This window comes from Rathayibacter sp. VKM Ac-2926 (assembly GCF_022815565.1).
Classification (GTDB): domain Bacteria; phylum Actinomycetota; class Actinomycetes; order Actinomycetales; family Microbacteriaceae; genus Rathayibacter; species Rathayibacter festucae.
In genome coordinates this window covers 90808-107744 of sequence record NZ_JALGRS010000010.1, presented here as the reverse complement: position 1 = coordinate 107744, position 16937 = coordinate 90808, and the positions used below count along the sequence as shown (strand labels likewise).

Below are 16937 nucleotides of genomic sequence, written 5' to 3'. Positions count from 1 at the left end.
GGTCAGCTCTCCGATCGAGCGGGGGCGAGTGAGGGGACGAGTGCGGGGGCGGGGGCCGCGGCCGCGGTGCGTGCCGGGCCGGCGAGGGTCGTCCGGGCGAGCTCGTCGAGGACGACGCGCTCGACGACCTCCTGGGCGACGCCCCAGCCGTGCCGGACGCCGGTGGCGACCTCGCGGCCGGGACGGGCGGCGTCGACCGCGCGGCCGAGCGCCTCCGCGATGCCCGCCGGAGTCGGGCGGGCCCAGCTCGCGCCGGGGTGCGGCAGGTCCGCGCGGGCGTCGACGGCGTCGTTCACCACGGCGACGGCGCCGCAGGCGAGCAGCTCCTCCGCCACCAGCGAGATGTTGGTGAAGGAGAGGGCGATGCCGGCCGAGCAGCGGTTGTAGAGGGCGGCGAGCTCGCTCGGCGCGAGGGTGCCGTGCTCGATCACCGGCACGTCCCACGCTCCGGGCGCCGTGCCGTAGACGTGGATCGGCACCTCGGGGTGCTCGGCGTGGAAGAGCGCGAGCGCCCGCCGGCCGAGCAGGTAGCCGCGCCGGTCGGCGGCGGGCTTGGCGTAGAACACCACGCCCGAGCGCTCGCCGTCGGGGTTGTCCAGCGTGTAGGTGGTGGTGTCGCAGCCGAACGGGGCGAGGTCGCTCGCGACGCCGAGCGCGTCGAGGTGCGAGCGCACCATCTCGCCGAGGGCGATGGTGCGGAATCCGAATCGGTAGCTGTCCTCCGCCAGGGCCGCGAGGGTCCCGCGCGGGTGGAAGAACGGCTCGTAGTCCTGCACGAAGTACAGCCGGGCCATCGGCGCCGTCCCGCGAGTGGCGAGCACGTGCGCGGTCTCCCAGGAGGTCGCCACGGCCGCGTCGACGCCGGTGACGCCGTCGTCGGCGCTGCGGATGTCCACGTCGAGCCACGGCCAGCCGGCGCGGATGATCGCGGCGCGGGTCTCGAAGTCGGCCCCGTGCCGGTCGTAGAGGAAGAGGGTGCAGCGGTGGCCGCGCTCGACCAGGCCCTGCACCATCCGGAACAGGGTGGTGTGGCCGCCGGAGCCGCGGTCGGGCGGGGTGCAGATCCAGCCGATCGATGCGGGGCCCTCGGCGCGGACAGGGGCGCCGGGCAGGTGGAGGAGACCGGAGTCGGCGATGTCGCCGGGGAGCAGCGGCATGTCGAGCTCGCGGACGCCGACGCGGTCGCCGAGCGAGCGGACGGCGCGCTGCAGCAGATCGCGGCCGCCGGTGCTGCGCAGGCGCCGGACGAGCTCGCGGGGGACGCGGGAGGCGCGCATCAGAAGCTCCCCTCGTGGTGCCAGCGGCGCCAGGACCGGTCGGTGCGCAGGCGCCGCAGCACCCGCTCCAGCAGGAAGCGCGGGGAGAAGCGGTCGCTCGGCGCGCTCAGCAGCCGCGACTGCAGGCGCTCCCACTCGGGCAGCCGGGCCGCGTCGCCGTAGACCTGGTGCGCGAAGCCGAGGTGCTCCTCGAGGTCCGCCGCGGTGGCGCCGCCGCTGTCGAAGCGCTGCGCGCCCTTGACGAGGGCGTCGCGGGCGAGGGCCCGCCGGGCGAGGTGCTCGAGCTCGTCGCGCCGGTCGAGCGGTCCGCCGGGATCGGCGAAGAAGGTCTCGAAGGCGAGCAGGCGCTCGCGCAGGTCGTGCAGCGGCGTCACGGTGTCCGAGCGGCTGCCCGCGTGCTCGCGGTGCCAGGCCTGGTCGACGCCCTGGATGTAGGCGACGTCGGACGCGGCCGAGAGGCGCAGCCAGAGCTCCATGTCGTAGGTGTGCGGCAGCGGCCGGGGCCAGCCGACGCGGTCGAGGACCGAGCGGCGCACGAGCACCTCGGGCGAGGTGATCACGTTGAGCCCGGTGCGGCAGCGCTCGTGCAGCCAGTCGCCGCCGGACCAGAGCAGCCACGACGTCGGAGTCGTCCGCGCGGTCGGCAGCACCGACCCGTCCGGGAAGTGCACGGGGTGGCCGTAGACCAGCCCGACCGACGGGTGCGCGCGGGCGACGGCGACCGCGCGGGCCAGGGCGCCCGGCGCGATCACGTCGTCGGCGTCGAGGTACCAGGAGAACTCGCCGGTCGCCACGGCCAGCGCGGCGAGCACGCTGCCCACGGGCCCGAGGTTCCGCGGGTCCGCCAGCACCAGGACGCGGTCGTCGCCGGCCGCGATCGAGCGGGCGACCGCGAGCGAGTCGTCGGTGGAGCGGTCGTCGACGATCACCAGCTGCACGCGGACGCCCGTCTGGCCGAGGGCGCTCGCCGCGGCGGCGGGCAGGAACTGCGCGTAGTCGTGCAGCGGGATGAGGACCGAGACGGTGGCGTCGGAGGTGTCGATCTCCTCGACCGGCACCGTGCGACTGCGCCGGGTCCCCGCGGCGACGGCGGTCGTCACGACAGCACCCCCGCCGGGCTCGGGGCGGCGGAGGTCGTGCTCCGCAGCGCGGCGATCAGCGACTCCGCCACGTACTCCTGCTGCGCCGCCGTGATGCCGGGGAACAGCGGCAGCGTCAGCAGCTGCCCGGCGAACGCCTCGGCGCGCGGCAGCGAGCGCGGGCGGCCGGAGGCGGGGAGGAACGGGGCCAGCAGGTGCACCGGTGTCGGGTAGTGCACGCCGGTCGCGACGCCGGCCTCCGCGAGCGCGGCGCGCAGGCGCTCCCGCTCCGGGGTGCGCACGACGTAGAGGTGGTGCACGTGCTCGTTGCCCGGCGCGGTGCGGGGGAGGACCAGCCCGTCGATGCCGTCGAGGAGCTCGGCGTAGCGGGCGGCGGCGTCCCGGCGCTGCTGGTTCCACTCGTCCAGGTGCGCGAGCTTCGCGCTCAGCACGACCGCCTGCAGCGAGTCGAGCCGCGAGTTCGTGCCGACGACGTCGTGCCGGTAGGCGCTGAGGCCGCCGTGGTTGCCGAGCCGGCGCACGGCCGCGGCGAGCTCGTCGTCGTCGGTCATCACTCCGCCCGCGTCGCCGTAGGCGCCCAGGTTCTTGCCCGGGTAGAAGCTGGTGCCGGCGATGGCGCCGAGCGAGCCCGCGCGGGCGCCGAAGCGCCGGGCGCCCTGGGCCTGCGCCGCGTCCTCGACGATCCGCACGCCCTCGCCGAGAGCGGCGGACAGCCGCTCCACCGGGGCGCACTGCCCGTAGAGGTGCACCGCCATCACCGCGCGGGTGCGGGGAGTGACGGCCTGCGCGGCCGAGTCGACGTCGATCAGGTAGTCGTCGTCGCAGTCGACGAACACCGGCCGGGCGCCGGCGCGGACGACGGCCTCGGCGGTCGCCACGAAGGTGTTCGCGGGGACGAGCACCTCGTCGCCGGGTGCGAGGTCGAGCGCCAGGAGGGCGAGCTCGAGCGCGTCCGTCCCGTTGCCGACTCCGATGGTGTGCCGCACGTCGCAGTACGCGGCGAACTCCTCCTCGAAGCGGGACACGTCCGGACCGCGGACGAACGACGAGTCCGCGAGCACGCGGTCGAAGCCCTCCCGGATCACGTCGGCGACGACGAGGTGCTGGAGGTGCAGATCGGCGAGCGGGACGATCGGCTCGGTGGTCATGACGGGTTCCTTCGGTCGGAGGTGAGCTCGCGGACCCGGCGCAGCAGCCAGGTCCGCAGGAGGAGGAGGTAGAGGACGCCGCCGGTCGCGCCGCCCCCGAGGAGGGCGAGCCAGTCGGCGTCGAGGCCGACGGCGGCGAGGCCGATCGGGACGAGCAGCGCGGCACCGGCCGCGGCCGCCGCGGCGAGCGCCGGCGGCAGCAGGGAGCGGCCGACGGCGCGCAGGTCGACGTCGATCGAGCGCAGCAGCCAGGCGAAGACGGGACCGACCACGAGCGCGGCCACCCCGATCTGCGCCCAGGCCGCGCCGACGAAGCCGCCGCCCAGCACCGCCGGGACGAGCGCGAGCGTGAGCGCCGCGAACCAGACGCCCTGCACGATCGCGACGCGACCGGAGCCGCCCTTCGCGAGTGCCGCCGAGCTGAAGAGATCGGCGACCACCCGCAGCGCACCGACGACGCCGAGCAGTCCCAGCGCCGCCGCGGCGGGAGTCCAGCGCTCGCCGTAGACGACGTGCACGAGCGGGGCGGCCAGGGCGGCGAGCAGCGCGCCGAGCGGAGCGGCGAGCGCCCAGGTCAGCCCGGTCGCCGCGGCGACGGGCAGGGGGCGGCCGTCCTCGTGCGCGCGGGAGAACGCGGGCAGCGCGACGGAGCGGACCACCTGGCCCACCGCGGTCATCGGCCAGGTCGAGATGTTGAACGCGAGGACGTAGTAGCCCAGCGCCACCGGATCGATCAGCCCGGCGATCACCACCTTGTCGGTGCCGAGCACGCCCCAGGAGATCAGGTTGGCGATCGCCACCGGCAGGCCGAAGCGCAGCGCGGAGGGGGCGATCGAGCGGTCCCAGCCCAGGCGCGGCCGCTCGCGGGCGGCGACGAAGAGCAGCACCATCGTGCAGGTCTGCGCCACGACGCGGGCGACGGCGAGCGCCAGTACCCCGGTGCCGGCGGCGAGCAGCGCGAGGGTGATCGCGGTGGAGACGACGAAGTCGACGGCGGCGATCAGGAAGAGCGGCCGCTGGGCGAAGCGGCGCTGCAGCGCGGCGTAGGGGACCACTCCGGCCCCGGCCAGCGGCAGGGTGATCGCGAGGACCGCCAGCACGCCGGCCGTCTCGGGCGAGCCCGTCGCCGCGGCGATCATCGGCGCCGAGGCCGCCATCGCCGCGCCGAGAGTCCCGCCGAGGACCAGGCCGAGCACGGCCACGGTCGGCGCGCGCCGCTCGGGCTCGCTCGAGCGGATCAGATCGGTGCTGAGTCCGAAGTCGGACAGCGCCATCAGCACCGACTGCACGGTGAGCGCGAGCGCGTAGACGCCGAACGCCTCGGGCGCGAGAAGCCGGGCCAGCACGACGCCCAGGGCGAGGCTGCCGAGCCGGAGCGCGATCGTGCTGAGCGCGCTCCAGCCGAGGGCCGATGCGATGCGGCTCCGGCCCGCGGAGACCGGAGGGGACTCGACGGCGGTCACGAGAGCGGCCTCCGCGCGCGCTCGCCGGCGCGGACGAACCGCCGCCACTCGGCCGTGTCGACGACCGCCGGCCAGCACTCGGCGGCGATCGAGGCGAAGCGGGCGCCCTCGGCCTGATCCTCGGGGCGTGCCGAGGCGCGGCTGCGCAGCGCCCGGCCCATCGCCTCGTGGGCGAGGGCGCGGCCGGCGTTCGCGCGGCGGTCCCCGCCCTGCGCCCGGCGGCCGGAGGAGTCGTGCCCGGCGCTGGTGAAGAAGTGCTCGATGGTGCCCCGGCGCTCGCGCAGCTCCGCCAGCGGGTCGATGGTCGGCTGCGGGTGGCAGCGGGTCTGGACGACGCCACTGACCCGGCCGATCCCGCCGAGCGCCGCGAGCCGCAGCCCGTAGTCGAGGTCGGCGGTGCGGGGGAGGTCCTCGGCGTAGCCGCCGAGAGCGTCGGCGAGGGAGCGGCGGACCAGCACGGCGTGGTCGACCAGGAGGTCGGAGCCGTGCCGGCTCGTGCGCTCGATCCAGTCGGCCCCGCTCCACAGCGTCCACTCCACGCGCCCGGTGGCCGCGGTCGCGGGCCGGACCGAGATCTCGGCGTCGCCGTGCACGGCGCCCACCCACGGGTGCGCGGCCAGCAGGGCCGCCGCCCGCTCGAGCGCCCCGGCGGTGAGCGCGTCGGTGCTCGGCAGCACCAGCACGGACTCGCCGCGGACGAGCGCGAGCCCGGCGTTGCGGGCGGCGATCGCGCCGAGGCCGGCGGGCACCTCGAGCACGCGCACGCGCTCGTCGTCGACGACCGGATCCGCGTCCGTCACGACGACGACGTCCAGCCGGACGCCGCGCTGCGCGAGGACGCTCGCCAGCGCGGCGAGGGGAGATGCGCCGTCGACGGCCGCGATCACGACCGAGACGAGCGGCGCCGGGCCGGAGAGGGGGAGCACCGGCGACCGGTGCCCGCGGACGGCGCTCATGCGGACGCTCCTTCGAGGGTGCTGTCCGCGCGCCGGACGGCGTCGGGCTCGATCCGCGGAGCCGCGGGCACGCCCAGCCAGATCTCGCCGGCCGGCTGATCGCGCAGCAGCACCGCGCCCATGCCGAGCGTCGCCCGGCGGCCGATCCGCGAGCGCTCGCGGACGGAGGCGCCCATGCCCAGGTACGCCTCCTCACCCACCCGCACCCCGCCGCCGAGGGTGACCCCGGCGCAGAGGGTGGCGAACGAGCCGATGCGGTCGCCGTGGGTGAGGGTCACGTTCGGCATGGCCACCACGTGCCGGCCGATCGCCACATCGGCGGTCAGCACGACGCCGGCGAGCAGGATGCTCCCCGCACCGATCCGGCAGTCGTCCGGGACGTGGATGGCGGGGTGCACGATCCGGGCGTAGCGATGGTCGTGCACGCCGATCGCGCGGAGGCGGTCGACGATGCGCGCCCGGCCGCTGCCGTGGCCGACGCAGACGGCGATCTCGGCGCGGGGGTGCTCGGCGATCGCGTCGAGGCCGCCGATCACGGGGACTCCCGAGATCTCGGTGCCCCAGCGCGCGGCGCCGTCGTCGACCACGCCGATGACGCGGTGGCTGCCGCTCACGGAGAGGAGGGCGAGGGTCTCCCGCGCCAGTCCGCTCGCGCCGACCAGGATCAGCTCACGCACGGAGGACCGCCGTCTCGTGCTCGCGGGCCAGGCGCGACGGGGCCAGAACGGCCTCGATCACCCGGTCCTGGTCCTGCTCGGTGAGGGCGTGGAAGAGCGGCAGGATCAGCGTCCGGTCGGTCAGTCGCTCGGTGACGGGCAGTCGGTCCGCGTTCGGGTGGGCGCGGTACGGCGGCTGGCGGTGGGCCGCCATGATGCCGCGGCGGGCCGAGACGTCGCGCGAGGCGAGCTCGGCCATCAGGCCGTCGCGCTCGAGCGGGTAGTCGTCGCCGACCTCGATCCAGAACGACTGGAAGTTGCTCGTGCCGTGCTCCGGGTCGGTCACCGTGCGCAGCCCCGGGACGTCGGCGAAGGCCGCCGCGTACCGGGCCGCGAGCGCCCGGCGGCGCTCGATCAGCGCCGGCAGCCGGCCGAGCTGCACGAGGCCGAGGGCGGCCTGCAGATCGGTCATCCGGAAGTTGAAGCCGACCTCGTCGTAGTGCTCCGGTGCGGCGAGCACGCTGCCGTGCCGGTCCGCCGCGGAGACGGACATCGAGTGCTCGCGGAGGCGGCGGGCGCGGGCCGCGAGGTCCGCGTCGTCCGTCGTGAGCATCCCGCCCTCACCGGTGGTGAGGAGCTTGCGCGGGTGGAACGACCAGGCGGTCAGCGCCGCGCCGGCGCCGACGGAGCGGCCGCGGTACCGCGAGCCCGCGCCGCAGGCGGCGTCCTCGAGCACGAGGATCCCGAGCGGGTCGCAGAGCGCGCGGATCGGCTCGAGGTCGACGGGCACGCCGCCCTGGTCGACCGCGATCACCGCGCGGGTGGCCGGGGTCAGCGCCGCGGCGATCGTCTCCGCGGTGACGTTGCCCGTGACCGGGTCGACATCCGCGAAGACGGGCCGGCCGCCGGCGTGCACGACCGCGTTGGCGGTCGCGATGAAGGAGAAGGAGGGGACCACGACGTCGTCCCCGGCGCTCACGCCGCCGACCACGAGCCCGAGGTGCAGGGCCGTGGTGCAGCTGGACAGCGCGACCGCGTGGCCGACGCCCATCGCCTCGGCGAACTCCGCCTCGAAGCGCGCGACCCGGGGGCCCTGCGCGATCCAGCCGGAGGCGATCACCTCGGCGAGCGCGTCGCTCTCCTCGGTTCCCAGCCAGGGGCGCATCACGTCGATGCGCCCGGTGCTGGCCGCGCCGGTACTCGCCGCGCTCATCGGGTCGCTCCGCTCAGGACGGGGGCGTCGAGTCGCTCGGCGCGCCACCACTCGACCAGCGAGCGCAGACCGCTCTCCAGGTCGTACGCGGTGACGAAGCCGAGCTCGTCGCGCGCCGCCCGCGTGTCGGCCAGGCGGCGGGTGACGCCGTTGACCGAGCGCGCCGGTGCGAAGACGACGTCGAGGTCGGACTCCATGACGTGCAGCAGCGTGCGGGCGAGCTCCAGCAGGCTGGTCTCCACCCCCGTGCCGATGTTGAACGCGCCGTCACGGCCCGCCGTCGCCGCGACCACGTTGGCCCGCGCGACGTCGTCCACGTGCACGAAGTCCATCGTCTGCGCGCCGTCGCCCATGATCAGCGGCGGGACGCCCGCCTCGATCCGCTCCATCCAGCGCACGAGCACCTCGGTGTAGAGGCCGTGCACGTCCATCCGCGGTCCGTAGACGTTGAAGTAGCGCAGCGCCGTCGAGCGCAGGCCGTTCATCGCGCCGAAGCTGGTGAGCATGCCCTCCGAGAAGGCCTTCGCCGCGCCGTAGATCGTGTCGTTGGCGTAGGGGTTGTTGCTCTCGGGAGTGGGGAACTGCGTCGCGAGTCCGTAGACGGAGGCGCTGGACGCGGCCACCACCCGGCCCACGCCGTGCGCCGCCGCCGCCTCGAAGACGGTGAAGGAGCCCTAGGCGAGGACGTCGAAGGCCAGGCGCGGGTCCTCCGCGCACTGGGTGATCCGGATCGCCGCCTGGTGGAAGACGACGTCCTTGCCGCGGACGACCGAGTCGACCGTCGCGCGGTCGCGGATGTCGCCCTCGATCAGCCGGACCCGGCCGTCCGCGAGCGCGTGCTCGAGGTTCTGCCGGCGCCCGCGGACGAGGTTGTCGAGGACGTCGACCCGGCTGACGCCGGTGTCGAGGAGGCGGTCGACGATCGTCGAGCCGATGGTGCCGGCACCGCCGGTCACCAGGACCTCGGCGCCCTCGAGCGAGACGGGGGAGGGGGTCAGCTCAGCCACGACGCCTCCTCCAGGCGGACCGCCGGAGCGGTGGTGCGGCTGACCTGGCCGGCGTCGAGCAGCCGGTCGCTGACCTGCTCCAGGACGCTGAGGACGCGCAGGGCGGCGCGGCCGTCGGTGCGGGGCGCGCGGCGCTCCGAGATCGAGGTCGCGAACTCCGTGACCATGTCGGCGAGCGGCTCGCGCTCGGGCAGGGCGGGCGACCAGGTGTCGCCGAGGCGGTAGGAGATCGCCGCGTCGTGGCGGGAGGTCCCGCCGCGGAGCGAGGTGCCGAGGTCGACGCCGCGGTCGAAGACGCTGAGGCGCTGCTGCGGGTTCACGTCGTCCCAGACCAGCGTGCGCCGCGAGCCGCCGATCACCATCCGGCGGATCTTGGTCGGGCTGAGCCAGTTCACGTGCACGTTGGCGATCGCGCCCTGGCCGAGCGGGACGGTCAGGTAGCCGACGCAGGCGCGGCCGGAGCCGAGCGGGTCGGAGCCCTGGGCGGCCACGTTCCCGGGGCGCAGGCCTCCGGGGATGATGAAGTCGAGGATCGACAGGTCGTGCGGGGCGAGGTCCCAGAACACGTCGACGTCGGGCTGGATCAGACCGAGGTTGATCCGCACCGCGTCGACGAAGAGCACGTCGCCGAGCGAGCCGGCGGCGATCAGCTCCTTCATCTTCAGCACGGCGGGCGTGTAGCAGTAGGTGTGGTCGGCCATCAGCACGACGCCCGCGCGCTCGGCGGCGTTCACCATGTCGATCCCGAGCACGCTCGAGTCGGCGAGCGGCTTCTCCACCAGCACGTGCAGCCCCGCGGCGATCGCCGCCATGGCGATCGCGTGGTGGGTGCGCGCCGGCGTGGCGATGGCGATGGCGTCGAGTCCCGGCAGGTCGAGGACGTCCGAGAGCGAGCGCAGCACCGGCACGGAGCCGTTGGCGCGGGAGACGGCCTCCGCGCGGACCGGGTCGAGGTCGCAGATCGCGACCAGGTCCCAGTCGGCGCTGGCGGAGAAGTTCCGGGCGAGGTTCGGGCCCCAGTAGCCGGCGCCGACGAGCGCGACGCGGAGCCTCCGGGAGGGGATGGTGGTGGTCATGGCGGATTCCTTCGGGTGAGGAGGGCGGCATGCGGGCACGCCGAGGGGACCGGGCGCTCCGACCAGGGAGAAGGAGCGCGCGGACGGGTGGGGACGGCGCGTCAGGGCGCGCCGAGGGAGGGGACGGCGGGGAGAGCGCCGGAGGAGGAGAGGGAGAGGAGAGGAGGGGAGCGGTCGTGCGTCAGTACGCGCCGACCGGGCGCAGCATCACGCGCAGGGTCCGCCAGAGGATGAGCAGGTCGCCGGCCAGCGACCAGTTCTCGACGTAGTAGAGGTCGAGTCGGATCCCGTCCTCCCAGTCGAGCTCGGAGCGGCCGCCGGTCTGCCAGAGGCCGGTGATGCCGGGCTTGATGTAGAGACGGCGGTTCACGACGTCGTCGTAGCGCTCCACCTCGCTGAGCAGCGGCGGGCGAGGGCCGACCAGGCTCATGCTGCCGCGCAGCACATTCCAGAACTGGGGCAGCTCGTCGAGCGAGTACCGCCGCAGGACGCGGCCGAGCGGGGTCACCCGCGGATCGTCGCGCAGCTTGAACAGCAGGCCGGAGCCCTCGTTCGCCGCACTCAGCTCCGCCAGCCGCGACTCCGCGTCGATGCTCATCGAGCGGAACTTCAGCATGGTGAAGAGGTGCCCGGCGCGGCCGACCCGCTGCTGCCGGAACAGGGCGGGCCCGGTGCTGTCGCGCCGGATCATCACCGCGAGCACGGCCAGCAGCGGCGAGAGCACCAGCAGCGCGAGGGCCGAGACGCTCACGTCCAGCACGCGCTTGAGCGCGTGGCGCGGACCGGAGTAGCGCGGCGGCTCGACCCGCATCAGCGGGAGACCGTCCACCGGGCGCCAGTGGATGCGCGGTCCGGCGACGCTGCTGAGCCCCGGTGCGAGCACCAGCTCGACCGCGAACGGCTCGAGCGCCCAGCAGAGCCGGCGGAGGTAGGCGTCGCCGCCGTCCACCTGCCCGGCCACGACCACCGCGTCGGCGCGCTGCTCGACGACCGCCTGGGCGATCGTGTCGATCGCTCCGACGACCGGGATCGAGCGGCCTCGGACGGTGATCGAGCGCCGCGGGTCGGCGAGGCGAGTGCGCTCACCGCCGGTCGAGAGCGCGACGCCGACGACGTCGTACTCGACGCGGCCGCGCCGTCGGTCGATCTGGGTGACGATGTGCGTCACGTCACCGGCGCTGCCGACGACGATCACCCGGGACAGGGCACGACCGGCCCGTCGCTCCCGGGCCAGGTGCCCGCGGCTGAGGGCGTGCGCCGCCAGCATCCCGCCGAGCCCGACGGGCAGGGCGATCAGCACGTGCACGCGTGGCAGGTCGACGTGGGTGAGGACCGAGGCGACGGAGGCGAGGCCGAACGTCGCGACCGTCGCCGAGAGCAGACGGCGGAACTCGTCCGCTCCCGCTCCGATGCGGTGCGCGAGGCGCCGCTGGGCGAGGAGGACGGAGCAGACCCAGAGGGCGCCGAGGACGGCGGCGACCACGAGGTCGGCCGAGCGCGCCTCGGCGGATCGCGCTTCGGCGGTCGAGCGCAGGCCGGCGGCCAGCGACACGGCCCCGAGCACGACCAAGACGTCCGCGGCCAGGACCCTCCGCGAGAATCGGCGTCGCCAGCTCGAAGCCTCCGCCGGCGGTGCCGGAACGAGGACGAGGGCGCGCGGATCGCGCTGAGGAGTCGGGGCCGCGGTGGAGACGGCGGTCACCGCGGTCTCCTGCTCTCACCGCCGCTCGTATGCCGGGTCGCCGGGGGGAGGCGACGGGGTCTCGAGGAGGGAGGGAGCCGTGTGGGCGCGCTGAAGGCGCGCACCAGTGGTGCATACAAAGGATCAACCTGCATTTCGGGTTTACAGGGAAGGGGGGTACTGCAGGGCGGGCTCGGAGGACGTCGCGGTTTCGGGGCCGCGATGCATCGTCGCCACGTCGGCACCGCTGTGACCGTCGTGCTCCCAGGATGAGCAGATCGGTCGAGGCGGGGCCTCGCGTCGGGGCGGCGCGGCACGACAGGGTTCGTGCGCTCCGGTCCCGGTGGTCGGGTGGTTCTCCGCCGAACATAGCGGTCCTGGCAACCCAGTGCGTGGCCCCAGTAAGGGGGTCGCACAGGGAGTGACATCCTCGATCTTCTCCCGGGCGTTCCTCAGCGATCCTCCTAGAATCGTCCCGGTGCCGGGAGTGCGATCGGGTCGCGCCCCGGTGCCAGGGGAGCACTGCCGCCCCCGATCGCCAGGAATCGAGACGGGGCGCGGGAATCCCTGCGCGGCCCGGGAGGTCACCTCCCGGGCCGCGTCGCCGCGTCGGGGCGGCCGCGCCGACGACTAAAGTCGAGGGGTCCCCCAGCCCCAGAGGAGCACCCGCGCGTGTCGAACGCATCGTCGAACGTCCCCGAATCGTCCCGTCCCGCCGCCGACGCCGCCGTCGTCACCGAGGCCGGCACGGGGTTCACGCACTTCACCGACCGGGCGGTGGTCGCGATCCGCGTCAACGGCGAGCTGAAGGACCTGGCCGCCGACGTCGTCCCCGGCGACAGCATCGAGCCCGTCCTGATCTCCTCGCCCGACGGCCTGAGCATCCTCCGCCACTCCGCCGCGCACGTGCTCGCGCAGGCCGTGCAGCAGAGCAACCCGGAGGCGAAGCTCGGCATCGGCCCGCCCGTCACCGACGGCTTCTACTACGACTTCGACGTCACCGAGCCCTTCACGCCCGAGGCGATGAAGGCGCTCGAGAAGGCGATGGACCGCATCATCCGCCAGGGCCAGCGCTTCGTGCGCCGCGTCGTCACCGAGGACGAGGCGCGCGCCGAGCTGGCCGCCGAGCCGTACAAGCTCGAGCTGATCGGCCTCAAGGGCGCGGGCGCCGACGGCGAGTCGGTCGAGGTCGGCGGCGCCGAGCTCACCATCTACGACAACGTCGACCCCCGCACCGGCGAGACGGTCTGGAAGGACCTCTGCCGCGGCCCGCACCTGCCCAACACCCGGATGATCGGCAACGGCTACGCGCTGACCCGCAACGCCGCGGCCTACTGGCGCGGCTCGGAGAAGAACCCGCAGCTGCAGCGCGTCTACGGCACCGCGTGGCCCACGAAGGACGAGCTGCGCGCGCACCAGGCCCGCCTCGAGGAGGCCGCCCGCCGCGACCACCGCAAGCTCGGCCACGAGCTCGACCTCTTCTCGTTCCCGGACGAGATCGGCTCCGGCCTCGCGGTCTTCCACCCCAAGGGCGGCATCATCCGCTACGAGATCGAGCAGTACATGCGCGAGCAGCTGCTCGCCCACGACTACGAGCTCGTCTACACGCCGCACATCACCAAGGGCGACCTCTTCATGACCAGCGGCCACCTGCAGTGGTACGCCGAGGGCATGTTCCCCCCGATGCACCTCGACGAGCTGCAGGACGAGGACGGCACCGTCACCCGCCAGGGCCAGGACTACTACCTGAAGCCCATGAACTGCCCGTTCCACAACCTGATCTTCCGCTCGCGCGGGCGCAGCTACCGCGAGCTGCCGCTGCGCCTGGCCGAGTTCGGCACCGTGTACCGCTACGAGAAGAGCGGCACTCTGCAGGGCCTCACCCGCGTCCGCGGGCTGACGCAGGACGACGCGCACATCTACGTCACGCAGGAGGACGTGTCGGCCGAGCTGACCCGGAACCTCGAGTTCGTGCTCCAGGTCCTGCGCGACTACGGCCTCGACGACTTCTACCTCGAGCTCTCCACCAACGAGGAGGGCAACCCGAAGTTCGTCGGCGACCCCGAGCAGTGGGAGTCGGCGATCGATTCGCTGCGCGCCGTCGCCGTCGAGTCCGGCCTCGAGCTGGTCCCCGACCCGGGTGGAGCCGCGTTCTACGGCCCGAAGATCTCGGTCCAGGCCCGCGACGCCATCGGCCGCACCTGGCAGATGTCGACCATCCAGCTCGACTTCAACCAGCCCGAGCGCTTCGAGCTCGAGTACACCGCCTCCGACGGCTCGAAGAAGCGCCCGGTGATGATCCACCGTGCCCTCTTCGGCTCGATCGAGCGCTTCTTCGCCATCCTCACCGAGCACTACGCCGGAGCGTTCCCGGTCTGGCTCTCGCCGGTGCAGGTCGTCGGCATCCCGATCGCCGACGAGTACCTGCCCTACCTCGAGGACGTCGTCGGTCAGCTGAAGAAGGCCGGAGTCCGCGCCGAGATCGACTACTCCAGCGACCGGATGCAGAAGAAGATCCGCAACGCGACCCTGCAGAAGGTCCCGTTCCAGCTGATCGTCGGCGAGAAGGACCGCGACGCCGGAGCGGTCAGCTTCCGCTTCCGCGACGGCACCCAGGAGAACGGCATCCCCGTCGCCGACGCCGTCGCCCGGATCCGCGAGGCCATCGCGACCAAGGCCCAGGTCTAGCGGTGGGGGAGCCGTTCGACGACGCCGTCCCCGAGGGCGCCGAGTCCTCCGCGCACCTCGCCGGCGTCCCCGACGAGTTCCAGCGCCTGTGGACCCCGCACCGGATGGTCTACATCCAGAAGGGCCAGCCCGGCGATGACGACTGCCCGTTCTGCGTCGCGCCGACGCTGAGCGACGAGGAGGCGCTGATCGTCGCGCGCGGCGAGCACGCCTTCGTCCTGCTGAACCTGTTCCCGTACAACTCCGGCCACCTCCTGGTCTGCCCGTACCGGCACATCCCGCTCTACGACGAGGCCACTCCCGAGGAAGTGGCCGAGATCGGCGCGCTCACCCAGACGGCGATGCGCGTCCTCCGCGAGGTCTCGAACAACGACGGCTTCAACCTCGGCATGAACCAGGGCGCCGTCGCCGGCGCCGGCATCGCCGCCCACCTGCACCAGCACGTCGTGCCGCGCTGGGCGACCGACGCCAACTTCTTCCCGATCATCGCCCGCACCAAGGCCCTGCCCCAGCTCCTCGGCGACGTCCGCGCGAGCCTCGCCGCGGCCTGGCCCCGCCCCTAGCCCCGCCGCCTCTCGAGTAGTCGCGCAGCGGCCACCTATGTTGGTCGAGTAGCCCCGCAGGGGCGTATCGAGACCCACCGTCGTCAGCAGGCCGAGTCTGCAGACTCCAGTCCCGACGCCGGTGGATCTCGATACGCCCGCTCCGCGGGCTGCTCGATCAGCATGGACCGCCTCATGCCGCCCTCCTTGCCGGCCGCGCAGCCGCGTCTCGAGACCCGCCCCGCCCGCATGTCCAGCGCCGATGTCGGGCAGCCCCGTCTCGTAGACTGGACGCTGCCGTCGGCGGAAGTCGCCGCACAGAACAGGACTCGCGAACATGACCGACACCACCCCCACGTCCTCCTCCGCCTCGGAGCAGTTCGGCTCGAGCCGCGTCAAGCGCGGGCTCGCCGAGATGCTCAAGGGCGGCGTCATCATGGACGTCGTCAACGCCGAGCAGGCGCGCATCGCCGAGGACGCCGGAGCCGTCGCCGTGATGGCGCTCGAGCGCGTCCCCGCCGACATCCGCTCGCAGGGCGGCGTCGCGCGGATGAGCGACCCCGACCTCATCGACGGGATCGTCGCCGCCGTCTCCATCCCCGTGATGGCCAAGGCCCGCATCGGCCACTTCGTCGAGGCGCAGATCCTGCAGGAGCTCGGCGTCGACTACATCGACGAGTCCGAGGTCCTCTCGCCCGCCGACTACGTGAACCACATCGACAAGTGGAAGTTCACCGTCCCCTTCGTCTGCGGTGCCACCAACCTCGGCGAGGCCCTGCGCCGCATCACCGAGGGTGCGGCCATGATCCGCTCCAAGGGCGAGGCCGGCACCGGCGACGTCTCCGAGGCCACCAAGCACATCCGCACCATCTCGGCCGAGGTCAACCGCCTGAAGTCGCTGACCAAGGACGAGCTCTACGTCGCCGCCAAGGAGCTGCAGGCGCCCTACGAGCTGGTCGCCGAGATCGCGCAGACCGGAAAGCTCCCCGTCGTGCTCTTCACCGCCGGCGGCGTCGCCACCCCGGCCGACGCCGCGCTGATGATGCAGCTCGGTGCCGACGGCGTCTTCGTCGGCTCCGGCGTCTTCAAGTCGGGCGAGCCCGCGAAGCGCGCCGCTGCGATCGTCAAGGCGACGACGTTCTTCGACGACGCGAAGGTCGTCGCCGAGGCGTCCCGCGGTCTCGGCGAGGCGATGGTCGGCATCAACGTGGCCGACGTGCCCGCGCCGCACCGGCTCTCCGAGCGTGGCTGGTAGCGAGAGCGCGCCCGTCGCGGGCGAGGACGAGACCCGGGAGTCCCTCGCGGGGCTCCGGGTCGGCGTCCTCGCCCTGCAGGGCGACTTCCGCGAGCACGCGCACGTGCTGCGCGAGCTCGGCGCCGAGGTGGTGCTGGTGCGCCGCCCGGCTGAGCTCGACTCCGTCGCGGGTCTCGTGATCCCCGGCGGCGAGTCCACGGTGATGGACAAGCTCTCGCGCCTGTTCGGCCTCGCCGAGCCGGTGAAGGCCGCGATCGCGGCGGGTCTGCCCGTCTACGGCACCTGCGCCGGGCTGATCATGCTCGCCGACCGCGTGCTCGACCGCATCGACGGCCAGAGCAGCTTCGGCGGCCTGGACGTGACGGTCCGCCGGAACGCCTTCGGCAACCAGCTGGACTCCTTCGAGACCGATCTCGACATCGACGGCATCGGCGATCCGCCGATGCACGCGGTCTTCATCCGCGCCCCCGTCGTCGAGGAGCTGGGGGAGCGGGCGCACGCCCTCGCCGCCCTCGCCGACGGCCGGGTCGTCGCCGTCGAGCAGGGCGCCCTGCTGGGCACCTCGTTCCACCCCGAGATCACCGGCGACTACCGGTTCCACGAGCTGTTCCTGCGCAAGGTCGCGGCCACCCGCTTCGGCGCCGACGCCTAGGGGCGCGCCGGTCTCCTCGGCCGCGGACCCGCTCGCACGGAGAGCGGGCCCGCAGGGACCGCTCAGACCTCGACGGTCGTGTTCCTCGCCGTGAGGTCGGATCCTCGGGTGTCCGCGGCGTCTCCGGAGGAGTCTTCCCGCGTCGCTGCCCGGGCGGAGTGGCGGCCCGACGATGCACTCGACGGCGGGACGGACGCGGGGGCGCCGGGTGCGGCGGCGGTGG

Annotated in this window: 13 protein-coding genes and 1 pseudogene; 4 read left to right on the top strand and 10 right to left on the bottom strand. The window is 73.9% G+C overall.

Annotation, left to right across the window (positions count from 1 at the left end):
- Nucleotides 1-2: 2 nt before the first annotated feature.
- The 10 genes and pseudogenes from MT351_RS14540 to MT351_RS14495 all read right to left on the bottom strand — a co-directional run bounded on the left by MT351_RS14540 (nucleotide 3) and on the right by MT351_RS14495 (nucleotide 11598).
- Nucleotides 3-1277: a glycosyltransferase family 1 protein gene (locus tag MT351_RS14540; RefSeq protein ID WP_243582520.1), complete on the bottom strand. Its 1275-nt coding sequence runs from the start codon at nucleotides 1275-1277 to the stop codon at nucleotides 3-5.
- On the bottom strand, nucleotides 1277-2377 hold the full coding sequence (locus MT351_RS14535; protein WP_243582519.1) for a glycosyltransferase family A protein: 1101 nt from the start codon (nucleotides 2375-2377) through the stop codon (nucleotides 1277-1279). The genes MT351_RS14540 and MT351_RS14535 overlap by 1 nt, the downstream gene beginning before the upstream one ends.
- Nucleotides 2374-3525 (bottom strand): DegT/DnrJ/EryC1/StrS aminotransferase family protein, encoded by a 1152-nt coding sequence (locus MT351_RS14530; protein ID WP_243582518.1) that lies wholly within the window; start codon nucleotides 3523-3525, stop codon nucleotides 2374-2376. The genes MT351_RS14535 and MT351_RS14530 overlap by 4 nt, the downstream gene beginning before the upstream one ends.
- Nucleotides 3522-4988 carry an oligosaccharide flippase family protein gene (locus MT351_RS14525; protein ID WP_243582516.1) on the bottom strand — a complete coding sequence of 489 codons (1467 nt, stop codon included), beginning with the start codon at nucleotides 4986-4988 and terminating at the stop codon, nucleotides 3522-3524. Before MT351_RS14525 ends, MT351_RS14530 begins: the two co-directional genes overlap by 4 nt.
- A complete protein-coding gene (locus tag MT351_RS14520) occupies nucleotides 4985-5944 on the bottom strand; it encodes a glycosyltransferase family 2 protein (RefSeq protein ID WP_243582514.1) in 960 nt (319 codons plus the stop codon). Before MT351_RS14520 ends, MT351_RS14525 begins: the two co-directional genes overlap by 4 nt.
- Nucleotides 5941-6621 carry a NeuD/PglB/VioB family sugar acetyltransferase gene (locus MT351_RS14515; RefSeq protein ID WP_243582512.1) on the bottom strand — a complete coding sequence of 227 codons (681 nt, stop codon included), beginning with the start codon at nucleotides 6619-6621 and terminating at the stop codon, nucleotides 5941-5943. Before MT351_RS14515 ends, MT351_RS14520 begins: the two co-directional genes overlap by 4 nt.
- A complete protein-coding gene (locus MT351_RS14510) occupies nucleotides 6614-7813 on the bottom strand; it encodes a DegT/DnrJ/EryC1/StrS aminotransferase family protein (protein ID WP_123735856.1) in 1200 nt (399 codons plus the stop codon). The genes MT351_RS14515 and MT351_RS14510 overlap by 8 nt, the downstream gene beginning before the upstream one ends.
- Nucleotides 7810-8811: pseudogene (locus tag MT351_RS14505) on the bottom strand (NAD-dependent epimerase/dehydratase family protein). Before MT351_RS14505 ends, MT351_RS14510 begins: the two are co-directional and overlap by 4 nt.
- A complete protein-coding gene (locus tag MT351_RS14500; protein WP_123733029.1) occupies nucleotides 8808-9896 on the bottom strand; it encodes a Gfo/Idh/MocA family protein in 1089 nt (362 codons plus the stop codon). The pseudogene MT351_RS14505 and the gene MT351_RS14500 overlap by 4 nt, the downstream one beginning before the upstream one ends.
- A gap of 181 nt (nucleotides 9897-10077) precedes the next feature.
- A complete protein-coding gene (locus tag MT351_RS14495) occupies nucleotides 10078-11598 on the bottom strand; it encodes a sugar transferase (RefSeq protein WP_243582510.1) in 1521 nt (506 codons plus the stop codon).
- A gap of 651 nt (nucleotides 11599-12249) precedes the next feature.
- On the opposite strand from MT351_RS14495, the gene thrS reads away from it, so the two are divergent.
- The 4 genes from thrS to pdxT all read left to right on the top strand — a co-directional run bounded on the left by thrS (nucleotide 12250) and on the right by pdxT (nucleotide 16714).
- Nucleotides 12250-14265, top strand: a complete 2016-nt coding sequence (gene thrS / locus MT351_RS14490; protein WP_374204778.1) for a threonine--tRNA ligase — start codon at nucleotides 12250-12252, stop codon at nucleotides 14263-14265.
- Nucleotides 14266-14267: 2 nt separating this feature from the next.
- A complete protein-coding gene (locus MT351_RS14485; RefSeq protein WP_243582508.1) occupies nucleotides 14268-14828 on the top strand; it encodes an HIT domain-containing protein in 561 nt (186 codons plus the stop codon).
- Between the two features lie 316 nt (nucleotides 14829-15144).
- Nucleotides 15145-16062 carry a pyridoxal 5'-phosphate synthase lyase subunit PdxS gene (gene pdxS / locus MT351_RS14480; protein ID WP_123446185.1) on the top strand — a complete coding sequence of 306 codons (918 nt, stop codon included), beginning with the start codon at nucleotides 15145-15147 and terminating at the stop codon, nucleotides 16060-16062.
- Nucleotides 16063-16135: 73 nt separating this feature from the next.
- Entirely contained in the window at nucleotides 16136-16714 is a 579-nt protein-coding gene (pdxT, locus tag MT351_RS14475) for a pyridoxal 5'-phosphate synthase glutaminase subunit PdxT (RefSeq protein WP_243582549.1), read from the top strand.
- Nucleotides 16715-16937: the final 223 nt, after the last annotated feature.

Coding starts and splice junctions, on each gene's coding strand:
- MT351_RS14540 (WP_243582520.1), bottom strand. CDS start 1,277: ATGCGCGCCTCCCGCGTCCCCCGCGAGCTCGTCCGGCGCCTGCGCAGC.
- MT351_RS14530 (WP_243582518.1), bottom strand. CDS start 3,525: ATGACCACCGAGCCGATCGTCCCGCTCGCCGATCTGCACCTCCAGCAC.
- MT351_RS14520 (WP_243582514.1), bottom strand. CDS start 5,944: ATGAGCGCCGTCCGCGGGCACCGGTCGCCGGTGCTCCCCCTCTCCGGC.
- MT351_RS14510 (WP_123735856.1), bottom strand. CDS start 7,813: ATGAGCGCGGCGAGTACCGGCGCGGCCAGCACCGGGCGCATCGACGTG.
- MT351_RS14500 (WP_123733029.1), bottom strand. CDS start 9,896: ATGACCACCACCATCCCCTCCCGGAGGCTCCGCGTCGCGCTCGTCGGC.
- pdxS (WP_123446185.1), top strand. CDS start 15,145: ATGACCGACACCACCCCCACGTCCTCCTCCGCCTCGGAGCAGTTCGGC.